The sequence below is a fragment of the Enterococcus sp. AMC1251 genome (assembly GCF_058216535.1).
In genome coordinates, this window is the sequence record NZ_CM177098.1 from 1,651,596 (window position 1) to 1,670,274 (window position 18,679).

Annotated in this window: 17 protein-coding genes; 13 read left to right on the plus strand and 4 right to left on the minus strand. The window is 31.7% G+C overall.

The window, feature by feature from the left end; genetic code table 11:
* Window positions 1–106 precede the first annotated feature (106 nt).
* Together mprF and AC4BBR_RS07745 are read right to left on the minus strand one after the other, a co-directional pair.
* Complete coding sequence (mprF, locus tag AC4BBR_RS07740; RefSeq protein WP_490461959.1) at window positions 107–2,695, minus strand: bifunctional lysylphosphatidylglycerol flippase/synthetase MprF; 2,589 nt, start codon at window positions 2,693–2,695, stop codon at window positions 107–109.
* Between the two features lie 10 nt (window positions 2,696–2,705).
* On the minus strand, window positions 2,706–3,425 hold the full coding sequence (locus AC4BBR_RS07745) for an alpha/beta fold hydrolase (protein ID WP_490461960.1): 720 nt from the start codon (window positions 3,423–3,425) through the stop codon (window positions 2,706–2,708).
* A 174-nt stretch (window positions 3,426–3,599) separates the two neighbouring features.
* On the opposite strand from AC4BBR_RS07745, the gene AC4BBR_RS07750 reads away from it, so the two are divergent.
* A complete protein-coding gene (locus tag AC4BBR_RS07750; protein WP_490461961.1) occupies window positions 3,600–4,217 on the plus strand; it encodes a lysozyme family protein in 618 nt (205 codons plus the stop codon).
* Between the two features lie 93 nt (window positions 4,218–4,310).
* Here the strand turns inward: AC4BBR_RS07750 and AC4BBR_RS07755 are convergent, their stop codons facing one another.
* Complete coding sequence (locus tag AC4BBR_RS07755) at window positions 4,311–4,556, minus strand: hypothetical protein (protein WP_490461962.1); 246 nt, start codon at window positions 4,554–4,556, stop codon at window positions 4,311–4,313.
* 13 nt (window positions 4,557–4,569) lie between these two features.
* Window positions 4,570–5,460: a helix-turn-helix domain-containing protein gene (locus AC4BBR_RS07760; RefSeq protein WP_490461963.1), complete on the minus strand. Its 891-nt coding sequence runs from the start codon at window positions 5,458–5,460 to the stop codon at window positions 4,570–4,572.
* Between the two features lie 215 nt (window positions 5,461–5,675).
* On the opposite strand from AC4BBR_RS07760, the gene AC4BBR_RS07765 reads away from it, so the two are divergent.
* The 12 genes from AC4BBR_RS07765 to AC4BBR_RS07820 all read left to right on the plus strand — a co-directional run bounded on the left by AC4BBR_RS07765 (window position 5,676) and on the right by AC4BBR_RS07820 (window position 18,647).
* Complete coding sequence (locus tag AC4BBR_RS07765) at window positions 5,676–6,683, plus strand: NAD-dependent epimerase/dehydratase family protein (protein WP_490461964.1); 1,008 nt, start codon at window positions 5,676–5,678, stop codon at window positions 6,681–6,683.
* A gap of 10 nt (window positions 6,684–6,693) precedes the next feature.
* The gene (locus tag AC4BBR_RS07770; protein WP_490461965.1) at window positions 6,694–7,596 is read left to right on the plus strand and encodes a glycosyltransferase family 2 protein; all 903 of its coding nucleotides are present in this window, start codon (window positions 6,694–6,696) and stop codon (window positions 7,594–7,596) included.
* Between the two features lie 40 nt (window positions 7,597–7,636).
* On the plus strand, window positions 7,637–8,845 hold the full coding sequence (locus AC4BBR_RS07775) for an ATP-grasp domain-containing protein (protein WP_490461966.1): 1,209 nt from the start codon (window positions 7,637–7,639) through the stop codon (window positions 8,843–8,845).
* Window positions 8,846–8,885: 40 nt separating this feature from the next.
* Window positions 8,886–9,542 (plus strand): hypothetical protein, encoded by a 657-nt coding sequence (locus AC4BBR_RS07780; protein WP_490461967.1) that lies wholly within the window; start codon window positions 8,886–8,888, stop codon window positions 9,540–9,542.
* A complete protein-coding gene (locus AC4BBR_RS07785; RefSeq protein WP_490461968.1) occupies window positions 9,517–10,746 on the plus strand; it encodes a hypothetical protein in 1,230 nt (409 codons plus the stop codon). The genes AC4BBR_RS07780 and AC4BBR_RS07785 overlap by 26 nt, the downstream gene beginning before the upstream one ends.
* Complete coding sequence (locus AC4BBR_RS07790) at window positions 10,736–12,019, plus strand: phenylacetate--CoA ligase family protein (RefSeq protein WP_490461969.1); 1,284 nt, start codon at window positions 10,736–10,738, stop codon at window positions 12,017–12,019. Before AC4BBR_RS07785 ends, AC4BBR_RS07790 begins: the two co-directional genes overlap by 11 nt.
* Window positions 12,020–12,122: 103 nt before the next feature.
* Window positions 12,123–12,503, plus strand: coding sequence for a Cif family virulence factor (locus AC4BBR_RS07795; protein WP_490461970.1), 381 nt, complete (start codon window positions 12,123–12,125; stop codon window positions 12,501–12,503).
* Window positions 12,504–12,521: 18 nt separating this feature from the next.
* On the plus strand, window positions 12,522–13,598 hold the full coding sequence (locus AC4BBR_RS07800; RefSeq protein ID WP_490461971.1) for a hypothetical protein: 1,077 nt from the start codon (window positions 12,522–12,524) through the stop codon (window positions 13,596–13,598).
* A 115-nt stretch (window positions 13,599–13,713) separates the two neighbouring features.
* Entirely contained in the window at window positions 13,714–14,883 is a 1,170-nt protein-coding gene (locus AC4BBR_RS07805) for a nucleotide sugar dehydrogenase (RefSeq protein WP_490461972.1), read from the plus strand.
* Window positions 14,884–15,083: 200 nt separating this feature from the next.
* Window positions 15,084–17,420 carry a cation-translocating P-type ATPase gene (locus AC4BBR_RS07810; protein ID WP_490461973.1) on the plus strand — a complete coding sequence of 779 codons (2,337 nt, stop codon included), beginning with the start codon at window positions 15,084–15,086 and terminating at the stop codon, window positions 17,418–17,420.
* 38 nt (window positions 17,421–17,458) lie between these two features.
* Window positions 17,459–17,692, plus strand: a complete 234-nt coding sequence (locus AC4BBR_RS07815) for a hypothetical protein (RefSeq protein WP_490461974.1) — start codon at window positions 17,459–17,461, stop codon at window positions 17,690–17,692.
* Window positions 17,693–17,744: 52 nt separating this feature from the next.
* Window positions 17,745–18,647, plus strand: a complete 903-nt coding sequence (locus tag AC4BBR_RS07820; RefSeq protein ID WP_490462088.1) for an SPFH domain-containing protein — start codon at window positions 17,745–17,747, stop codon at window positions 18,645–18,647.
* The last annotated feature ends 32 nt before the right edge of the window (window positions 18,648–18,679 follow it).

Genomic DNA, 18,679 nt, shown 5'->3' on the forward strand with positions numbered 1-18,679 from the left:
AGAAAGAGAGTATGATACAAAACTGAAAAAACAGTTTTGTATCATACTCTCAAATGGAATAATTAGCGAGAAAAGCGAAAGCTTTTTTGAATAAGTTATTCTCCGATTATCGTTGATATCTATTTCTAAGAATTCGACGAACGCCATGTATTTTCTCTTGTTTTTCGATTGGCGCATTATCAATTATCAATAAGGCGATCATCACATAAGCGATAAAACTATCTCTGGAGTACAATGTATATCTAGAGACCCACTTAGCTGCATATTTCTCTTTATAATCCCGTAGTCCTTGAAAGGAATAAAAACGTGAACCAAATTCATAAACCAGATAAGCAATTCGTTCTTGAATAAAACTTTTTTTAGATGTCCCAACATTCGATAATGGTGCCATACCTAGATTAAAATAAGTAAGGCCTTCATCGTTCATGTAGTTAAATAATGAAATAAAAAGATAATCCATCACACCAGACGGGGCTTCTTTGCTATATCTCATTAAATCGATCGTACCTTCTTCTTTAGTGTAGGTTGGCATGATGTTTGCGAAAGCAACGATTTGATCATCTTGATTTTTAGCAACGGCAATTTTTCCTCGTTGCAAGTAATTCTCAGAAAAGAACCCTAATGAAAAGCCTTTTTCTTTACGAGTACCTAACCATTCATCAGAAATTTGTTTTAACTCCTGCATCAAATTTGTTGAAAAAGGTGGCAGTAGTACTTCAAATTGGTAATTTTCTTTTGTAAAACGATTCATGACCGCCCGTTCACTTTTCATTTTTTTCCCAGATAATGTGAAATTCGGCAAGTCTACATGCGCTTCTTCGCCCATCTTAATAAAATCATAGCCAAATTCATGCAAGAACATCACAATTTCTTCAGACGCTTCATAGAAAACTGGAAGATAACCCCAGCGATCTGCTTCATTAATAAATTGTTCCATAGCAACTGAAAAATCTTCTTTTTTCCCAGAAGGATCGCCCATGACGATACACTTATTATTCAATGTTTTAAACTGCAACAACACTGTATCTTCACCTTTTTGATCCGTATAGACATACATATCTTTATCTTTAAGAAAAATCAGCTGACTATCCGTATTTCCACCATAAGTATTTAAAAGGGTAAGGGCACGTTCTTCATCTAAAGCAGTTCCCATAGTATGCCGTTTACCTTCCAGATAACGGATAAATACATAGCTAAATAATGTTACTAATAAGATTCCGATAAAACCAGAAAGCCAAATTTTTTCTGATGGAAAGAAAAAGAACGAGATAAAATGTCGTTTATGATGTGGAAATGTCGGCAAATTATATACGCCAATTACTATATATAGAATAGTTAGAGCTAGAAAAATAATCCCATCAATGGTGATCATTTCCCAAGAATACACTAACTGTTCTCTAAATAGTTCCCTCTTTGAGAAAACAATTATTATCAGAAGAAGACTAAGAAAGCCAAGGATTCCCAAGCTGAAATCTTTAATAAATGTATAAACTAACGTTATCAGTATTAAGCCAATCGTTGGTAGATAGGCACGTTTTACTCTAGCCGCAATTCCTCGGCCCATAATCAGCAATGAAAAGCCTAATAAAATAGCAGGAAGTTGCGTGATAATGTGAAACGAAAGCGGGTTTAATTGTTTGAGCCATTTAAATTCGTGAAATGCTTCTGGAATTGTTGCGGAAAGAACGATCATAATACCAGAAAAGTACAAGAGAAAAACAACTATTTTATGCGCTAGCTCTGTTGACAGTTCTCTCGGAATACCGGAATAACGTTTATTTAAACTCTGACTTAAATTACTTACAAAGAAAATTACACCAATAATGAATGGAATAATATAATAGAATAAACGATAAAGTAATATCCAAGCAACCACAAATTCTCGATTGATGCCCAAAGCGGATAAACCAAGGATCATCATGATATCGAAACTACCCAATTCACCTGGAATCATAGAGACAATCCCAATCACTGAAGCTGCTATGAAAAGAGGAATGACTTCTATAGGATTTATTTTAACCCCCATCAGCATTCCGATTAGTAAAAAACTCACTAAAACCCCTGTCCATTCTAAGAAAGAAGTTAAAATAAGACTAGCACGTGTTTTATTATCAATATTACCGATATATTCATCTTTTCTAATCAAGCTAACAACCAAAACGATAGGGAAATACAATCCACCGCCAATCAGCCAAATCCAATATTGTTGTAAGTAATCACTGGTATGACCAAACATAACTAGAAAAAAGGAGATTAAACTGTAAATAGAAAGACCAGACATTAGAAAAATCAGGATTTTCGAAAGAGCTCGAACAACCATTTTGCCATCTTTTTCTTTTCCATAAAATTCTGAGCGCAATCCAATACTAACCAAACCGCCAAATCCAGCAATGTTATTAATCGTATTGATCATCCAACTGCTTTCTATGAGAAAAGATTTTTTTGGTTTTTGTTTTAATATTCTGTTTAGAATCACATCATATCCAACCATTGGAAAGACAGCAATTAAACCAATCAGAAACATCAGAGCAATTTTCCAGATAGTAAGATCTTTAAAAATAGCCCCAAGTTGCTCAATCGAAATTGTTTTGCCAATAGAAAGTAATTCCCGAAAAACAATGATTACAACTGAAAAAATAAAAATAGCTTTAAAATAACCGACATGATCTTTAATCCATTGAAGCATTTTTTTCATTTAATAGCACCTACTTTTCTTGTAAGAATGTTAAAATTTCTCGATTGAATGTTTTGGGCTCTTTTTTTGCGAATGAATGTCCTTGGTTTGGAATCAAAACAAATGAAGCATTTGGGATTTCTTTTGCTAAATGCATTGAATGCGATCGTTTGATGATATCATATTTACCAACGATGACTAAAGTTTTAGCGGATAGGTTCTGTAAGTCTTTTTTTGAAACCCCAATATCATGGGTCATTAAACGAACAAGGAGCTTTTGTTTTTTCGCTTTTTTATTAAACAAACCAAAGAACATAAAAAAAACATATTCTATCGCTGTAATAAGCCTTATAGGCAACATGATTCCTTTAACCATTGTATTTCCAGCGTTTAGCACTAAGCGATGAACCATTTTAGGATATTTTTTTGTAAAAACCATTGCTAGATTAGCCCCGTCGCTAAAGCCGACGATATTTGCTTGCGTAATATGTTCTTGTTGCATGATCCAATAAAGGTCGTCAGCCATCTGATCAAAAGTGAGTGAGTTACTTTGATTTGTTGAACGGGCATGTCCTCGGCTATCAACTGTAAGGACAGTAAAGTAACGACTAAACTCGGGCACTTGTTTCTCGAAATATTTACCGCTTCCACCATTTCCATGAAGAAGGAATAAAGGAAAACCTTTCCCAGACATTTCATAATAAATCAAACTATTATCCGAAGTTAATAGCACTTTTTTTTGTTTTTTCATATCGTTACCACCTATCTTACATAGTATATCTGTTTTTAGTTAGATTTCAAACTGAAATGGGTAAAGATAAGTTCAAATTTGTATTAAAGAATAATAAAGAATTGTCTTTTTTTTAGATTTTTTTTTGATAATAAAGTATGATGAAATCTACTCACAAAAAGTTTGGATGATAAGATGGGCAAATTGATGAAATTTACAAAAAGAATAATACTATTGTTATTTTTATTACTGATTATCGGTTTAGGTTATTTTGGGTTTAAGATCCGCCAAAATGTTCAGCAAGTAATGACGTATGAAGCTGAAGTAGAACAGGCAGTAAAAGAAAACAATATTCCAGAATACAAAAATCTAGTTTTAGCAATTATTTATACTGAATCAAAAGGGCGTACTGAAGACTTGATGCAAAGTAGTGAAAGTGCGTACGGTAAGCGGCAAATGATTGGAACTACTAAAGAAAGTATTGATACTGGGGTCGCATTTTTAGCACAATCAATTACCCAAACTAATGATGCGGGCTGTGACATTTGGACGGCTGTCCAAGCGTATAACTTTGGGTTAGATTATATTCAGTTCGTGAAAGAACGTGGCGGGAAAAATTCGATTCGCCTAGCAGAAGAGTATTCCAAGGAGATTTTGTCACCACTATTGGGAAATGACAATCAAAAAACTTATCGTTATTATCGACCACAAGCATTGGTCTACAACGGTGGATTTTTGTATAGTAATGGTGGAAACATGTTCTATGCCGATATAGTAAAAATGAACGAACAGTTTATTAAGTGGTTAAAATAATGTTCTTTTGAATAGGAGACACAAACAGCTAATGCCAATTAGAGAAAGAAATTAATTTCTTTTTCTAATTGGCATTAGCTGTTTGTGAGTATGTTATCGATATTTTTTGAGATTTTCTTTGGCTAATCGCTCATTTCCACGTTTAAAATTCCCAGTAATTCGAGCAAGTAAATACTGTTCTTCTTCCTTCGATGCTTCATAAAGATCTGCCAATAAACTACTGGCATCAAATCCTTTAAGAATCATCACCTGTTTTTTATTGTAGTAAATAAAAAGTTTATTGTCTTTGCCTTCTCTCCAAGTAAAGACCTTATTGAGTACTAAATCTTCTAATCCCACGCTTGATTCCTCCTTAACTATTTAATACTTCATTCAAAAATAACTTATGTGCAAAGGCACTTTTAGTTTGTTCGAAATGATTTAACAAGTCAATTGCACTATTGGCTACAGAAAGGCCTTTTTCATAGTCAGCAAACTTAATTTCCCAAATACCTTTAAGAAAATTAAGTTTATTCATTTCGTAAAAATATTCAGAATTAACTATAAGATTAGAAGCTTCATCAATGAATAGTTTTGATAAATTTTGTTCATTTTTATCCAAAAAAAAGATAATTAGATTTAAATACATTAAAACCCCTTCATAATGAGTTTTAATATTTTTTTTAAAATGAGGAAGTTTAGACAAAAACTTTTTTGAAAATAAGAAAACTTGATCCTCAGTAAAGGCAAACATTGCGTTATTAAATAAAAAAACATCGTAATGATACCAATGATCTTGCTTGATTATATAAGACCAAATCATTTCACCATATTTACTAACTTCGCTATTTTGATTGTTCATCTTAGCATAATGAATACGAATTAGACATTCATTCATTTTTGTGGAACTTACTTTAGTATCATTATACAACATTCTTTCTTGTGATAGCAGCTGAGCTAAACCGCGCTTATTGGATGTCAAGATGCAATCTCTTAAAGAAATCAAAAAATTGTTTTGATGACCAATTTCACCATGGTGTATTTGAAAAAATTCTTCAAAATTGATATTGAGTTTTTTTAGTAACTTCTCAAATTTGTTAAGTGTAATATCAGAATCACCATTTTCAAATTTTGATAAGAATGAAACAGAAATATTATTACTGGCCATTTCCCTTAAAGTCAACCCTCTTGATTTTCTTATAGAATGTATGGTTTTCCCATACATTTCCATATTTTCTCCCGTTCTCCTGTGTGTATCTTTCAAGTATATCCCCTCCAAATTCCACTATAGTGTAAATAAAAAAACATTTACTTTTTTTATTATATACTTCACTAAGGAAACGCAAAATCAAACTAAAAGGAGGACAAATCCTATGAGATGTTCTATTAGAATTTGGGAAATAATCGGTACTGAATCAGAAAATGTCATTTGAGCTGACTAATCAAGTATATCGTACAAAAAAAAGGAAGTGAAGTAAATTGAAAAAAAAAGTTTTTATTTCAGGTGTAGCAGGTTTTCTTGGAAGTCACTTAGCAGAAGAATTTTTAGTTAGAGGATTTACGGTACTTGGAATTGATAATCTTTCTTCAGGTTATGAATATAACATTCCAAAAGAAGTCATTTTTAAAGAAGCAGACTGTAATGATATAGAAGAGTATGATTTTTTATTAGAAAATGTGGATTATGTGTATCATTGTGCAGCATTGGCATATGAGGGACTAAGTGTTTTTTCTCCACACTTAATTAATAAAAATATTGTTACTGCTACCACTGGAATGCTTAGCGCTTCTATTAAACATAGGGTAAAAAGATTTATTTTTTGTTCCTCAATGGCTCGTTATGGAAACAATCAGATTCCATTTAAGGAAAGTTACTTACCAGAACCTATAGATCCTTATGGAATAGCTAAGTATGCTTCAGAACTACTAGTAAGAAACTTGTGTGAGATCCATGGCATAGAATACAATATTGCAGTTCCACATAATATTATCGGTCCAAAGCAAAATTATTCAGATCCTTATAGAAATGTAGCTAGTATTTTTATAAATAGGATGCTAAAAGGACAGCAACCTATTGTCTACGGAGAAGGTGATCAGTTGAGATGTTTCAGCGATATTGATGATTGTATCCACTGCTTAGTGAGATTGGGTTTAGATGACAATATAAAAAATGAAGTATTTAATATAGGACCGGATGAAGAGTTTACCACTATACTGGACTTAGCTAAGACAATCTCAGAATTGCTTGAGTTTAAATTAGAACCGATTTTTTCTAAAGGCAGACCTCAAGAAGTAAAATATGCGACGTGCTCGTCTGATAAAGCGAAGAAATATCTAGAATATGAAACAAAAGTATCTTTAAGAGCAAGCTTAAAAAAAATGATTACTCATATAGAAATTATGGGGGTCAAAGAATTTGATTATCGACACCAAATAGAAATTTTGAATGAAAAAACACCTGATACCTGGGTAAAAAAATTAATTTAGAGGATAAAAAATGAAAATTTCAGCGATTATACCATGTCTTAATGAAGAAAAGAATATTGCTATTGCATATCAGAGGATTACAAGAGTACTCGATAAATACGATGATTACGAAATTATTTTTATCGACGATGGTAGTACAGATAACTCATTGATGGAAATGAAACAATTAGCAAAAGAGGATAGACATGTTAAGTATATCTCGTTTACTAAAAATTTTGGTTTGGAATGTGCATTCAGGTATGGCTTTCTATCCGCATCCTATGAGTGGTGCATACAATATGATGCTGATCTACAATTTCCGCCGGAAGAGACAGAGAAACTTATTAAAAAAGCTGATGAAGGAAATGATATTGTTTTTGGGATTAGGACGAAAAGAAGTGATCATTACTATAGGGTGATTGGCTCGAAAATACAGCAATCAATTGCAACAAATATTTTTAAAATCAAGCTACCAAAAGGAGCGTCTGTCTTTAGACTTGTTAAAACTGACATAGCAAAAAAAGTAATAAATTATCCTGCTAGAACATTATATTTTATCGCAACAGTTCCTTTAGTTACTTTAAAATACGCCATGGTTGAAGTAGAACATCACCCTAGAATGAATGGCAAAACAAATTGGAAATTCAGAAAAATGCTAAGTCATTCAAATGAACTATTTTTTGGTTATTCTAGTCAATCACTAAATCTATCATTGTATCTTTTTCTTCTAAATTCACTAGTATTTATAGGAATGTGGGTGCATTTTTATTTCAATCAGAAAATAAATAACACAATTTTCCTACTGTTTGTCAGTTTATTATCATTCTCTCATTTCTTTTCAAAAATTATTTCAGATCAATACTTGAAGTATTCCAATCAAAACAACGATTGGAAAAAGAATGTGTTTATCAAGGAAACAAATATTAAAAACTAAAAAAGAGGAGGAAAATAACATCGAGAAGGAGGCTGAAATCATGAAAAAAAAAGTTCTTATTTTAGGCGCTGGACAAGACCAGAAACAAATGTATGAAACAGCTAAAAGAGAGAATTATATTGTTTATGGAGTGGATGTTAATCCGCAAGCGTATTGTAGAAATATAACAGATAGATTTATTCATTTATCTACAAGAAATTATCAGGGAATAATAGAGGCATTGGGAGATGAAGCTGTTGATTGTATTATTTCTCCTGCTTCGGATGCATCAAGTATTTCTGTCTATGCGTTATCAGAACATTTTAATACGCATTGGAAGCCATCTTTGAAATCTATATTAGCATCATCAGATAAGGGCTACTTCTTAGAAAATATAAAAAAGCTAAATGTTGATATCCCAGAATTTTGTGTTAGTAAAAAATTCTGTGAACTAGAAAAAGCATCTAAAACCATAGGTTATCCAATAATGATTAAACCAGTAGACTCATCTGGGAGCAAAGGAATATCTTTTGTTAACTCTCTTGAAAAATTGAAAGTGAGCTTTATAGATGCGGTTGAGAACTCTTATTCAAATAGTATAATTGTTGAAAAATATATTGAAGGCGAACATTACTCAGCAGAATGGTTCAGGTATAAGGGTGAAACAATATCAGGAATTATAAGTGAAAAAAAGAATACTGGACAACCACACTTCATAACCATTCAACACCTGGTACCAGCACCACTAAATGAAGATGTAGAAATTAGAATTAGAACAACTTTAGATAATCTATGTAAGGTATTTGATATTAAAGATGGACCAGTCAACTTTGATTTTATATTGAAAGAAAATTCTATTTACATGATTGAATTAGGTGCAAGATTAGCAGGAAACGGTATGCCATCTCTAGTCAAATTCAGTCATAATATAGACACCTATAAATTGAATCTTGATCTAGTTGCGGGAAAAAACATTTGGCAAAAAGAAAGTAATCAACTAATTAACTATGCAGCCCTTTGGGTTATATCTACTAGTAGTAATGGACGATTGAAACAAATCAGTGGTCTGGACATTATAAAAGAGCACCCTGCGTTTTTTAAAGTTGAACTTTTCAAAAATGTAGGCGATAATATCCATTCTTTTACTCAATCTAACCAGAAATTAGGCTATAACTTTCTAGAACATTCATCTCTTGAAAAAGTTAGGGAACTCTTGAGTTTAATAACTAATTCAATTCAAGTTGAGATGGAACAACAAGAAAATTTATAGCTACAGTATTTAAAAATAAAGAAAAAGATTGGAGAAAATAATGAAGAAGAAGGACAAAATAATGATTATTGCTGGAATACTAGCCATATTAACAGGAGTATACGCAATTTTCTTTTTACCACAAGAAAGAGAAGTTACGAATCTTTGGATATTTCTATTCAAATTGTTACCGTTTATATTTGCTTCAGTAACAATTGCTTTTTTTGAGAAAGACTATCTTATTAGAACGAAATTATTGTTTCCTACTTTTCTTATAGCATTTCTTATTTATTTTGCGGTATTTATTCCAAAAATATTTTTTTACCTCGATGATTTTCAATTAGTATATTATTACACTTTGATGGAAGTTCCTTATATAATTTTATTTTTAGTTTTTGCTTTCAGAATGGGCGGAGGAACAACGGTAAGTACAATAAAATTGGCGCTTTTTTTACTTTTGATTATGCTTTCTGGTATAGAAGACTTGGCATTCTTGACGGTAAATAATCATACTGATCCGCAATGGAAAACGATTCCTGATATTTGGACATGGGCTTCTCATATAAAAGTACGTATTGGTCACTTTCCAACAAAATATGAAGCATATGGTTTTATAGTTATCCACTTTATATTGGCATTTATTGTTGCTTATGTTCCCTTTGATAAGGTTATAAAAAAAATAAGGAAAAATTATGAAATTAAGGAATTCAAAAGTTAAGGCATATTTTATACTAGTTGTTTCTAGAATTTATTGTAGAACAGCATTTCTTATTTTAAATGCTGTTTTGATTCATTCATGGGGAATCGTTCTATATGGAAAATATTCTTCAAAAATTGGTATTTGGTTGATTTTACAACCATTTTTGACTATAGGTGTTAGCAAGTGCAGTGCAAAATTATTTACAATTTATAAAAAGGATGTTTTTTCCATATTGGCACCTATTTTTATTGTTTGTTTGATTTTTATTATTGGCACCAGTATTTCCACTATATTAATTTTACCTATTTTCGCTATCGAACTAGATTTACTTGATGTATGTATCATTTTTCAGACGTTAAATTATGGGTATGTTATTACGTTACAATCGATTGGTAGGTCGCTCAAGAAAGAAAATTATGATTATATGATTTCGTTAGTTTCAGGAAGTTTCATTATTGCTCTCTCAATAATTTGTTTTAATAACAAAGTATCTCCAATAACTGTCATTATCATACAGTTCATCTTTTTCTTTTTACTCAATTTATTTGTAACTAGACGTTTTATTGGAAAATACAAAATAAAAAATTTGTTTAAACCATCAATTATTTCTATAAAGATGATCGTTAAAGAGTCTACCATAATGGGAGTGAGCAGCATATTGGGAAATGCATGTTTTAGTGGAATCAACCTTGCCCTTAATTTCTATGGTCTATTAGAAATTGCTGGATTTTATAACTATATATTATCAATCTACTCATTTTTTCTAGCTTTTTGGGATTATATTTTAATGTTGATTTTTCCATTGATGACGAAATTCAGACATCGGCCTGGCTCGTCTATTATTGGAAAATATAGTAACAGGTTTATGATTCTAGCTATGAGTAGTACTTTTTTATTATTAGTGGCGGTAAGCGTATTGTTCTACTCTCAAGATAAGTTCTTTTGCCTATTAGTTTTGCTGATACTTTTAGTAGCTATAAATGGAATCAATGAATTCATGCTTGTGTACTTTGAAGCAACACGCACACATTTTTTATTTCATCCAATGATTGGTAGCATATGTGGGTTGATGGGATGTATTTTAATTGCTTTTTTCACTCTTCCGATTTTTGAAGAAAGGGCTGCTTTTTTTTCATTGATAACGGCAGAATATCTTACAACAATGTATCTTTTTATATGTATGAGAATATTTGAAAAAAAGGAGGACAACTATGTTTATTAGACAAGTTTATTATGTGATTTTAGGAATGTATCGGCAAAAAGACTCTCGTAAAAAAATTGAAAAAAAGCAGTTAAAATATATAAATCGTTTTTTGAAAGATGCCAGTACCAATGTTCCATTCTATTTCAAAAATAGTTATAAAAAGGAATTAAACTCATTAGAAGAATTGCAATATTTGCCGATAATAAGCAAAACAGAATTGAGAAAAAATGGAATTAAACAGTTCCAAAATATTTATTTGAAAGATGATTTTCTTTCATTTAAAACAAGTGGTTCTACAGGAGAGCCCATAGAAATAATTCATGATAAAAAATGCTATGATTATCATACTGCAATTGGTGTCAGAAGAGTCTTAGCAACTGGAATATATAATCCATTTTTCTATTTATCACATATTAGACCTATGGAATTAAAAAAAAGAAGATTTGAACGACTTGGTTTATTCAGGAGAGATGTAATTCCAGCCTCTAGTTCAATTGGAAAAATAAAAAAAGAATTATTATTAAAAAAACCTGATGGTATAGTTGGTTACCCAGTTTACTTTAGAGATCTAATTGCTGCTTCAACCCAAGAAGAGCTTGCTCAAATAAGAACTAATTTGAAAATTATTTTTACGGAATCTGAAAAACTAACAGAGAGTCATAGGGGGTTTATTCAAAAAAGATTAGGAGTAGAAATATTTGATGATTATTCTGCATATGAAACTTTGAGTATTACTTTTGAATGCTCTGAACATAAACATCATGTCGTTGAAGACCGAATTATTGTTGAGATTGTCGATGACGATGGTAAGAAGGTAGAAGATGGTTTTGAAGGTAATATTATAGTTACGTCTTTCTTTGAGAAAGCTATGCCATTAGTAAGATATTCAATTGGAGATAGAGGTATTTTAAAATCGGATAGTTGTTCATGTGGTAGAACGTTTAAAACACTTCAATTAACAGATGGAAGGATAGAAGATTGTCTTATTTTACAATCTGGAGAAAAGATATATAGTCCAACAGTTCTACATTTAGCAGCTCAATTAACTGATGTAAGAGAAGTTTATATTCATCAAAATAGTTGTCATGTAATTACAATTTATTATGTCCCATTACATGAATCAGTTGATCATAATAAAATTGAGGCGTTTATAAGAATATATTTTTCTGATTATGTAAAAAACTATTATGAATTGGAAATAGTAGCATCTGATTTCATTCCTAAAAATAACGGTGGAAAAGCTAGACTTATTTATTCTGAAATTAATCATAAAGAAAATGAGGACTATTAAAATATATAGTGTTTACTAATATTTATGTCAAAAGGATGAAAAAAATAAAAGTCTGATTTTATTTTCTAATAGTGATATTATTGTTAAAAAGGAGCTGAATCTAATGGATTTTAAAAATATCGTATCATTATATTTTAATGCTATAACAGAAAGAAATTTGGAACTATTAAAAAAAATAATTAAACGAGATGGTAATATATTATTGATTTTACCTAATGGAGAATTAATAGAGGGTGATAAGAAAATAATTGATTTTCATAATAAGTGGTTTTCAGATGATGAGTGGTCTTTACATTATGAAATAACTGAAATTTCTGAATTTTCAAATATTGGTAGAGCCTCAGCAAAGATAACATATTCGGATTTATCATCAGACGGAACCCCTTATAAAATTTACTATCTACTATACATTATTTTTTATTTTGAAAATGGAAAATGGTTCTTATTCCACGACCAAAATACACTTTTAAAAAAAGAAAATTAAAGGCGGGATGTGAAGCAAATGCTCAATTACGAGTGGGGAAGAGTGACAGAGGAACCCTTTAAAGAAAAGTGGAATAAGCTTGCCTACCCTATATCTGCTCAATATCATACTGACTGTATTCAAGAAACAGGAAAAGCAGATAAAATGTTTGTTTTATTAATTCTTAAGAATAATTCACCTATTTTAGGAGGGATTTTTACAAAGAGAAAGATTAAATTTATGTGTTTAACCCAAAGTATTATATCATTTGGAATTCCTTTAGTCTTGCAAGAGCCATTTATACTGGCTCTTGATTTTAAAGATACGGATAACAAGGAGATAGTTCATACTTTGAACGTAGCATTTGAAAATATCTGTGAGGTGTTATCAGTAAAAAATATTTTGATAAAAGGGATTAGAGAAAGTCACTTGTTAGAAAGATTTTATCTTAAAGAGTGTCTTTATATTGACACTGCACCTACCTGGACATGGAGATCTACAGGTGATTTTGAGGATTATCAATTAAATTTTTCAAAGAAAAGAAGAAAAAAGAACAGATCCATGAGGAATAGATTTGATTCAGAAGGCTATATTTTTAAAGCTGATGAATTGGAACTAATATCTGATGTAAATTTAGAACGTATTTGCGAATTATTCCTAATAAATTGTGCAAAACATAAATTTTCATTCGAAGGAAATATCGTAAAATATTTCAAATCACTTAAAAAAAATGCTTCTAATAGGGTCATTATTCTTCAAATTATAAAAGAAGGTGAAATTATTTTTTTTGAAACGTTATTATTATCAGCTAGTTACCCAAAAATCGGTCAAATTACTTTGATTGGTGGAATCTCGTTCAAAAGTAACCGCATCTCATTATATGACATGATATTTTTGAAAGAAATAGAATGGATTATTTCAAATATTACGGAATTCTCAAATTGTCATATCGGTCAAGGATGTGATCATGAAAAAGAACGTCTAGGTGCTGTTAAAGAAGAAACTGTTGCATTATTATGGCACAAATGGAAAATAGTTAGAGTATTTTTGAACAAGCTAGCATTTTTTTGTTACAAAACGAAAATATCGACATGGCTAAAAAAAATTGAAAAATAAATTATGATCGTCCGAAAATCAAGAATCTAATTCGAAGTATTTCCTTAGATGCAATTTAGGCTATATACAGGAATTGTTTATAGTGTATTTGATAAAATAGATGGAGTGATTGAAAATGAAAAATATTACTGTTTTAGGTTTAGGTTATGTAGGCTTAGCGAATACGTTTTTATTAGGACAAAGCGACAAAGTAAAAGCTTATGATATATTACCAGAAAAAGTTGATCAGTTGAATCTAGGAATTTCTCCAATTGATGATATGGAAATCAAACGATTTCTAAATGACAAACAAGTGAATATTCAATTTACTTCTAATTTCAATGATGCTTTGATAGATGCTGATTATTGCATTATTTCAACACCAACAGATTATGATGAAAAAACAAATTATTTTAATACTTCTTCAGTTGAAGAGGCTGTTGTAAAAGGTCTGGAAATTAATAAAAATGTAGTATTTATTATTAAATCAACAATTCCAGTTGGTTATACTGAAAAATTGAAAGCAAAACTTTCTACACAAAATATAATATTTTCTCCAGAATTTCTGCGAGAAGGAAAAGCATTAGAAGATAACTTAAGTCCTTCCCGTATTGTAATAGGTGAAAAATCTAAACGTGGCAAAGAAATATCAGAGTTGTTTTTGAAAAATACGAGAAATAAGAATGTCCAAACATTATTAACTGGTTCAACCGAGGCCGAGGCAATCAAACTGTTCTCTAATACATATCTCGCTCTACGTATTGCTTATTTTAACGAGCTAGATACATTTGCTGAAATTAAAGAGTTGGATACACAACAAATCATTGAGGGGATTTCTTGTGATCACAGAATTGGAAATTACTATAATAATCCTTCGTTTGGATATGGAGGTTATTGCTTACCTAAGGATACAAAACAACTATCGGCCAATTATAGTCAAATCCCCAATAACTTGATAACAGCTATAGTATCAGCTAATAAAACACGAAAGCAGTTTATTGTAAAACAAATACTAGAAAAAAAACCAGAAATAGTAGGTATCTACAGATTAATAATGAAAATGAATTCGGATAATGTTCGATGTTCTTCAATCCAAGATATAATACGACAACTAAAAGCAAATGGGATAAAAATCATTATTTACGAGCCAAGCATTGACAGTGATTCTTTTTTGGGAATACAAATCGAAAATGAACTATCAACATTTAAAAATCTCTCAACACTCATTGTGGCAAATCGGTTTGAAGAAAAGCTAAGTGATGTTTCTGGAAAAGTTTATACACGAGATATTTACAGAAGAGATTAACCGTTTTTTCTATAAATGTATATAAATTTAATCCTATAAGAGATAAATTAATTCCAAGATGAATTTTATACTAAACCATCTTTTATTCAGAATGTTTTTTAGAAACAGAAATTCTTAAGGATTTTCTTGAAGTTCTTTCTATTAACAAGTAAACTAAAGAAGATGTATTTTTAACAAGGAGAAAGTAGGGAACCAAGTCCATGACAAATAAGTTTGATCAAAAACAAGGATTGACTCAATTAGAGGTAGAGGAACGAAAAAAGCAAGGGTTACAAAATGACTATGAGGAAAATGTCGCTAAATCAACGAAAGACATTATTTATGATAACGTCATGACATTGTTTAACTTTTTGAACTTTGGAATCGCACTTTGTCTGTTTTTTGTTGGGGCTTATTCCAATTTAGCATTTTTAGCCATTATATTAGTAAATATGGGGATGGGGATCTATCAAGAAATCCATGCTAGAAATTTAGTACAGAAATTATCGATCGTAGCTAAAGAAAGCGTTCATGTTATTCGTGATGGTAAACAGGTTGAAATCGATACAAAAGAATTAGTGATAGATGATATCGTTGTGATTTCTGCTGGGGAACAAGTTCCTTCTGATATGGAAGTGTTAGATGGGCAAGCGGAAGCCAATGAAGCCTTGTTGACTGGTGAATCAGATTTGATCGAGAAAACAGAGGGAGATATTTTATTATCGGGTAGTTTTCTAGCAAGTGGCCAAGTATACGGAAAAGTGATCCATGTTGGGGCAGATAATTACGCAGTCAAAATTACTGCAGAAGCCAAAGTGCATAAACCGATCCAATCTGAGTTAGTCAATTCGATCAGAAAAGTTTCTAAATTCACGAGTTTAGTCATCATTCCGTTGGGGATCATTTTATTTTTAGAAGGTTTCATGATTCGTGATTCTGGTATAGAAGCTTCAGTAGTTGCATCGGCTGCGGCCTTACTTGGAATGTTACCAAAAGGTTTGGTTCTTTTGATTAGTATCACGTTAACAACAGGTGTTGTAAAATTAGCCAAAAAACGTATTCTTGTTCAAGATATGTATTCAATCGAAACATTAGCTCATGTTGATACGCTTTGTCTAGATAAGACTGGAACAATCACAGAAGGGAAAATGAAAGTTCAAAAAGTTGAAATTTCACATGCGAACTATCATGAAAATTTCCCGCAAATCATCGGTAGTTATCTAGCTGAAAGTACAGATAACAATATTACGATGCAAGCAATTCGTGATTACTTTGAACTTTCCAATCGCTTTGGAGCAATTAAAACGTTACCGTTCTCATCTGAAAGAAAATGGGGAGCGATTGAGTTTAATGAATTAGGAACCGTTTATCTTGGAGCACCTGAAAAATTGGTTGCAGCGGAGCGTTTACCGAAAGAAGTTATTGAAGCGCAAGAAAATGGGTATCGTGTATTGATGTTGGCAATTGCGGAAAACACGCCATTAGATGAAGAAAAGATGCCCTATTTAGAACCATTAGCTGTTTTAGAAATCGATGATCCAATTCGTCAAAACGCCAATGAAACGTTAGCGTATTTACGTGAAGAAGGGATCGATCTAAAAGTCATTTCTGGAGATAACCCAGTTACCGTGTCGAATATCGCCCGTCGCGCTGGACTATTCGGCTACGAGTCTTATGTTGATATGTCAACGATGGAAACAGAAGAAGACGTGCGTAAAGCGGTTCATAACTATACTGTTTTTGGCCGAGTAACGCCGCAACAAAAACGGACGATCGTTCGCGAATTAAAAGATCATGATCATGTTGTTGCGATGACAGGTGATGGGGTTAATGATGTTTTAGCATTACGAGAAGCCGACTGTAGTATTGCGATGGCAGAAGGTGATGGTGCAACTAGACAGATTTCAAATTTAGTTTTATTAGATTCTGATTTCACGACATTACCGGATGTTTTATTTGAAGGTCGACGTGTGGTGAATAATGTCACAAAAGTTGCGAGCGTGTTCTTTATCAAAACGATTTATTCATTTATTTTATCGATGATTTGTTTATTTACGACGATTGCCTTTCCTTTCATTCCAATTCAAATTACCTTGATTGATCTAGCGATTGAAGGATATCCAGCATTCTTCTTATCATTTGAAAGTGATAAGCGAAAAGTACGCGGTAAATTCTTACCGACAGCATTGAGAAATGCATCTGTTAATGCGATTTTAGTGGTGTTGAATATTGTTGCGGTTTATTTGATGGGGCAAAACCAAGGATTCTCTCAAATGGAGACAACGACATTGATGTATTACTTATTGATTGGTATCAGTTGTATGGCAGTTGTTCGTGCATGTTTACCATTTAACCCATTAAGAGTTTTTCTAGCTGTTACAACGGTTGGCGGTATTTATGTCGCTGCAATGTTGTTCCATAGTATTTTAGAAGTAAGCTTTTTAAATCAGCAGACATTACCGATTTTTGCAGTAATGATGCTTATTAATATTATTGTTCGGATCATGATTGGTCTTTTCCAAATGAAACGGGCAGGTAAAACAATCAAAGATCTTTAAAATGGAGAAAAAAGTGTGAAAAATAGGGAGGGGTATTTATGAGCGGAGAATATCAAATGCGCAAGGCTATCGGAAAATGTTTTCGGTCCCAAACAGATAATTTTAACGGTGTTGTCCGAATATACGGCAGTCCATACATGTATCGTGTAATAAACGGTATCCCTGAAAAGGGGGCGATGTTAGAAGTCGTTGATTTTTCTAGTACTGAATTATTTGTAACTGTAAACAACTATTTATTCGAAAGTGATGTGAATTATATTGATAATCCTTAATATTCTAGTTTTTATTATTGTTTTAGTTTTAATTTTAGTTCTTATTTCAAAAATGGTGATCATTGTCCAGCAAGGTGAAGTGAAAATCGTTGAAAGTTTTGGTAAATATGTTAAAACGATTGATCCTGGTCTTCATTTTCTGATTCCTGTGTTATACAAAGTAAGAGGGCGCGTGTCTTTAAAACAAACCCCTTTAGAAATTGAATCTCAAAGCGTTATCACGCGTGATAATGTAATTGTAGAAGTAGATGAAGCGATCAAATATCATGTGACAGATGTACGTGCATTTGTTTACGATAACGAAGATTCTGTTACATCTATGATTCAAGATTGCCAGTCAAATCTACGTGGAATCATCGGGAAAATGGATTTGAATGAAGTACTTAATGGAACGGAAGAAATTAACGTAAGTTTATTTGAAAGCGTAAAAGACATTACAGCAGGTTACGGATTATCAATTGACCGTATCAATATTGGTGAAATTTCTGTCTCTGATGAAATTGTAAATTCAATGAATAAATTGATTACTGCAAGCCGAGATAAAGAATCGACAATCACAATTTCAGAGGGTAGAAAACAATCGATTATTTTAGACTCTGAAGCGAATGCTTCGCAAATGCAAATTGATGCTGAAGCCAGAGCGAAACAAACAAAAATTGATGCAGAGGCCAGAGCAGAACGAACAAAAATTGATGCTGATGCTGAAGCACAACGAATCCGTATAACAACAGAAGCAGAAAGACAACGTATTTTGGCTTTGAATCAAGCAATCAAAGAAAGTGATTTAAATGAACAAGCCTTGGCTTATTTAGGCATAGAAGCATTTAAACAAGTTGTAAGAAGTGAAACAAATACAGTTATTTTACCAAGCAACATGACTGAACTTGGAAACATTCCTGTGGTTAAAGAGTTGTGGACAGCGCAAGATACTAAAAATCAGGATAATCTTAATTAAGTTAAAAAATAAGTTTAGTTTTTTTTATTATT

Excerpts from the sequence above, each read along its gene's own strand:
- mprF (WP_490461959.1), bottom strand. The coding sequence starts at position 2,695 with ATGAAAAAAATGCTTCAATGGATTAAAGATCATGTCGGTTATTTTAAA.
- AC4BBR_RS07745 (WP_490461960.1), bottom strand. The coding sequence starts at position 3,425 with ATGAAAAAACAAAAAAAAGTGCTATTAACTTCGGATAATAGTTTGATT.
- AC4BBR_RS07750 (WP_490461961.1), top strand. The coding sequence starts at position 3,600 with ATGGGCAAATTGATGAAATTTACAAAAAGAATAATACTATTGTTATTT.
- AC4BBR_RS07770 (WP_490461965.1), top strand. The coding sequence starts at position 6,694 with ATGAAAATTTCAGCGATTATACCATGTCTTAATGAAGAAAAGAATATT.
- AC4BBR_RS07775 (WP_490461966.1), top strand. The coding sequence starts at position 7,637 with ATGAAAAAAAAAGTTCTTATTTTAGGCGCTGGACAAGACCAGAAACAA.
- AC4BBR_RS07780 (WP_490461967.1), top strand. The coding sequence starts at position 8,886 with ATGAAGAAGAAGGACAAAATAATGATTATTGCTGGAATACTAGCCATA.
- AC4BBR_RS07785 (WP_490461968.1), top strand. The coding sequence starts at position 9,517 with ATGAAATTAAGGAATTCAAAAGTTAAGGCATATTTTATACTAGTTGTT.
- AC4BBR_RS07790 (WP_490461969.1), top strand. The coding sequence starts at position 10,736 with ATGTTTATTAGACAAGTTTATTATGTGATTTTAGGAATGTATCGGCAA.
- AC4BBR_RS07795 (WP_490461970.1), top strand. The coding sequence starts at position 12,123 with ATGGATTTTAAAAATATCGTATCATTATATTTTAATGCTATAACAGAA.
- AC4BBR_RS07800 (WP_490461971.1), top strand. The coding sequence starts at position 12,522 with ATGCTCAATTACGAGTGGGGAAGAGTGACAGAGGAACCCTTTAAAGAA.
- AC4BBR_RS07805 (WP_490461972.1), top strand. The coding sequence starts at position 13,714 with ATGAAAAATATTACTGTTTTAGGTTTAGGTTATGTAGGCTTAGCGAAT.
- AC4BBR_RS07810 (WP_490461973.1), top strand. The coding sequence starts at position 15,084 with ATGACAAATAAGTTTGATCAAAAACAAGGATTGACTCAATTAGAGGTA.
- AC4BBR_RS07815 (WP_490461974.1), top strand. The coding sequence starts at position 17,459 with ATGAGCGGAGAATATCAAATGCGCAAGGCTATCGGAAAATGTTTTCGG.
- AC4BBR_RS07820 (WP_490462088.1), top strand. The coding sequence starts at position 17,745 with ATGGTGATCATTGTCCAGCAAGGTGAAGTGAAAATCGTTGAAAGTTTT.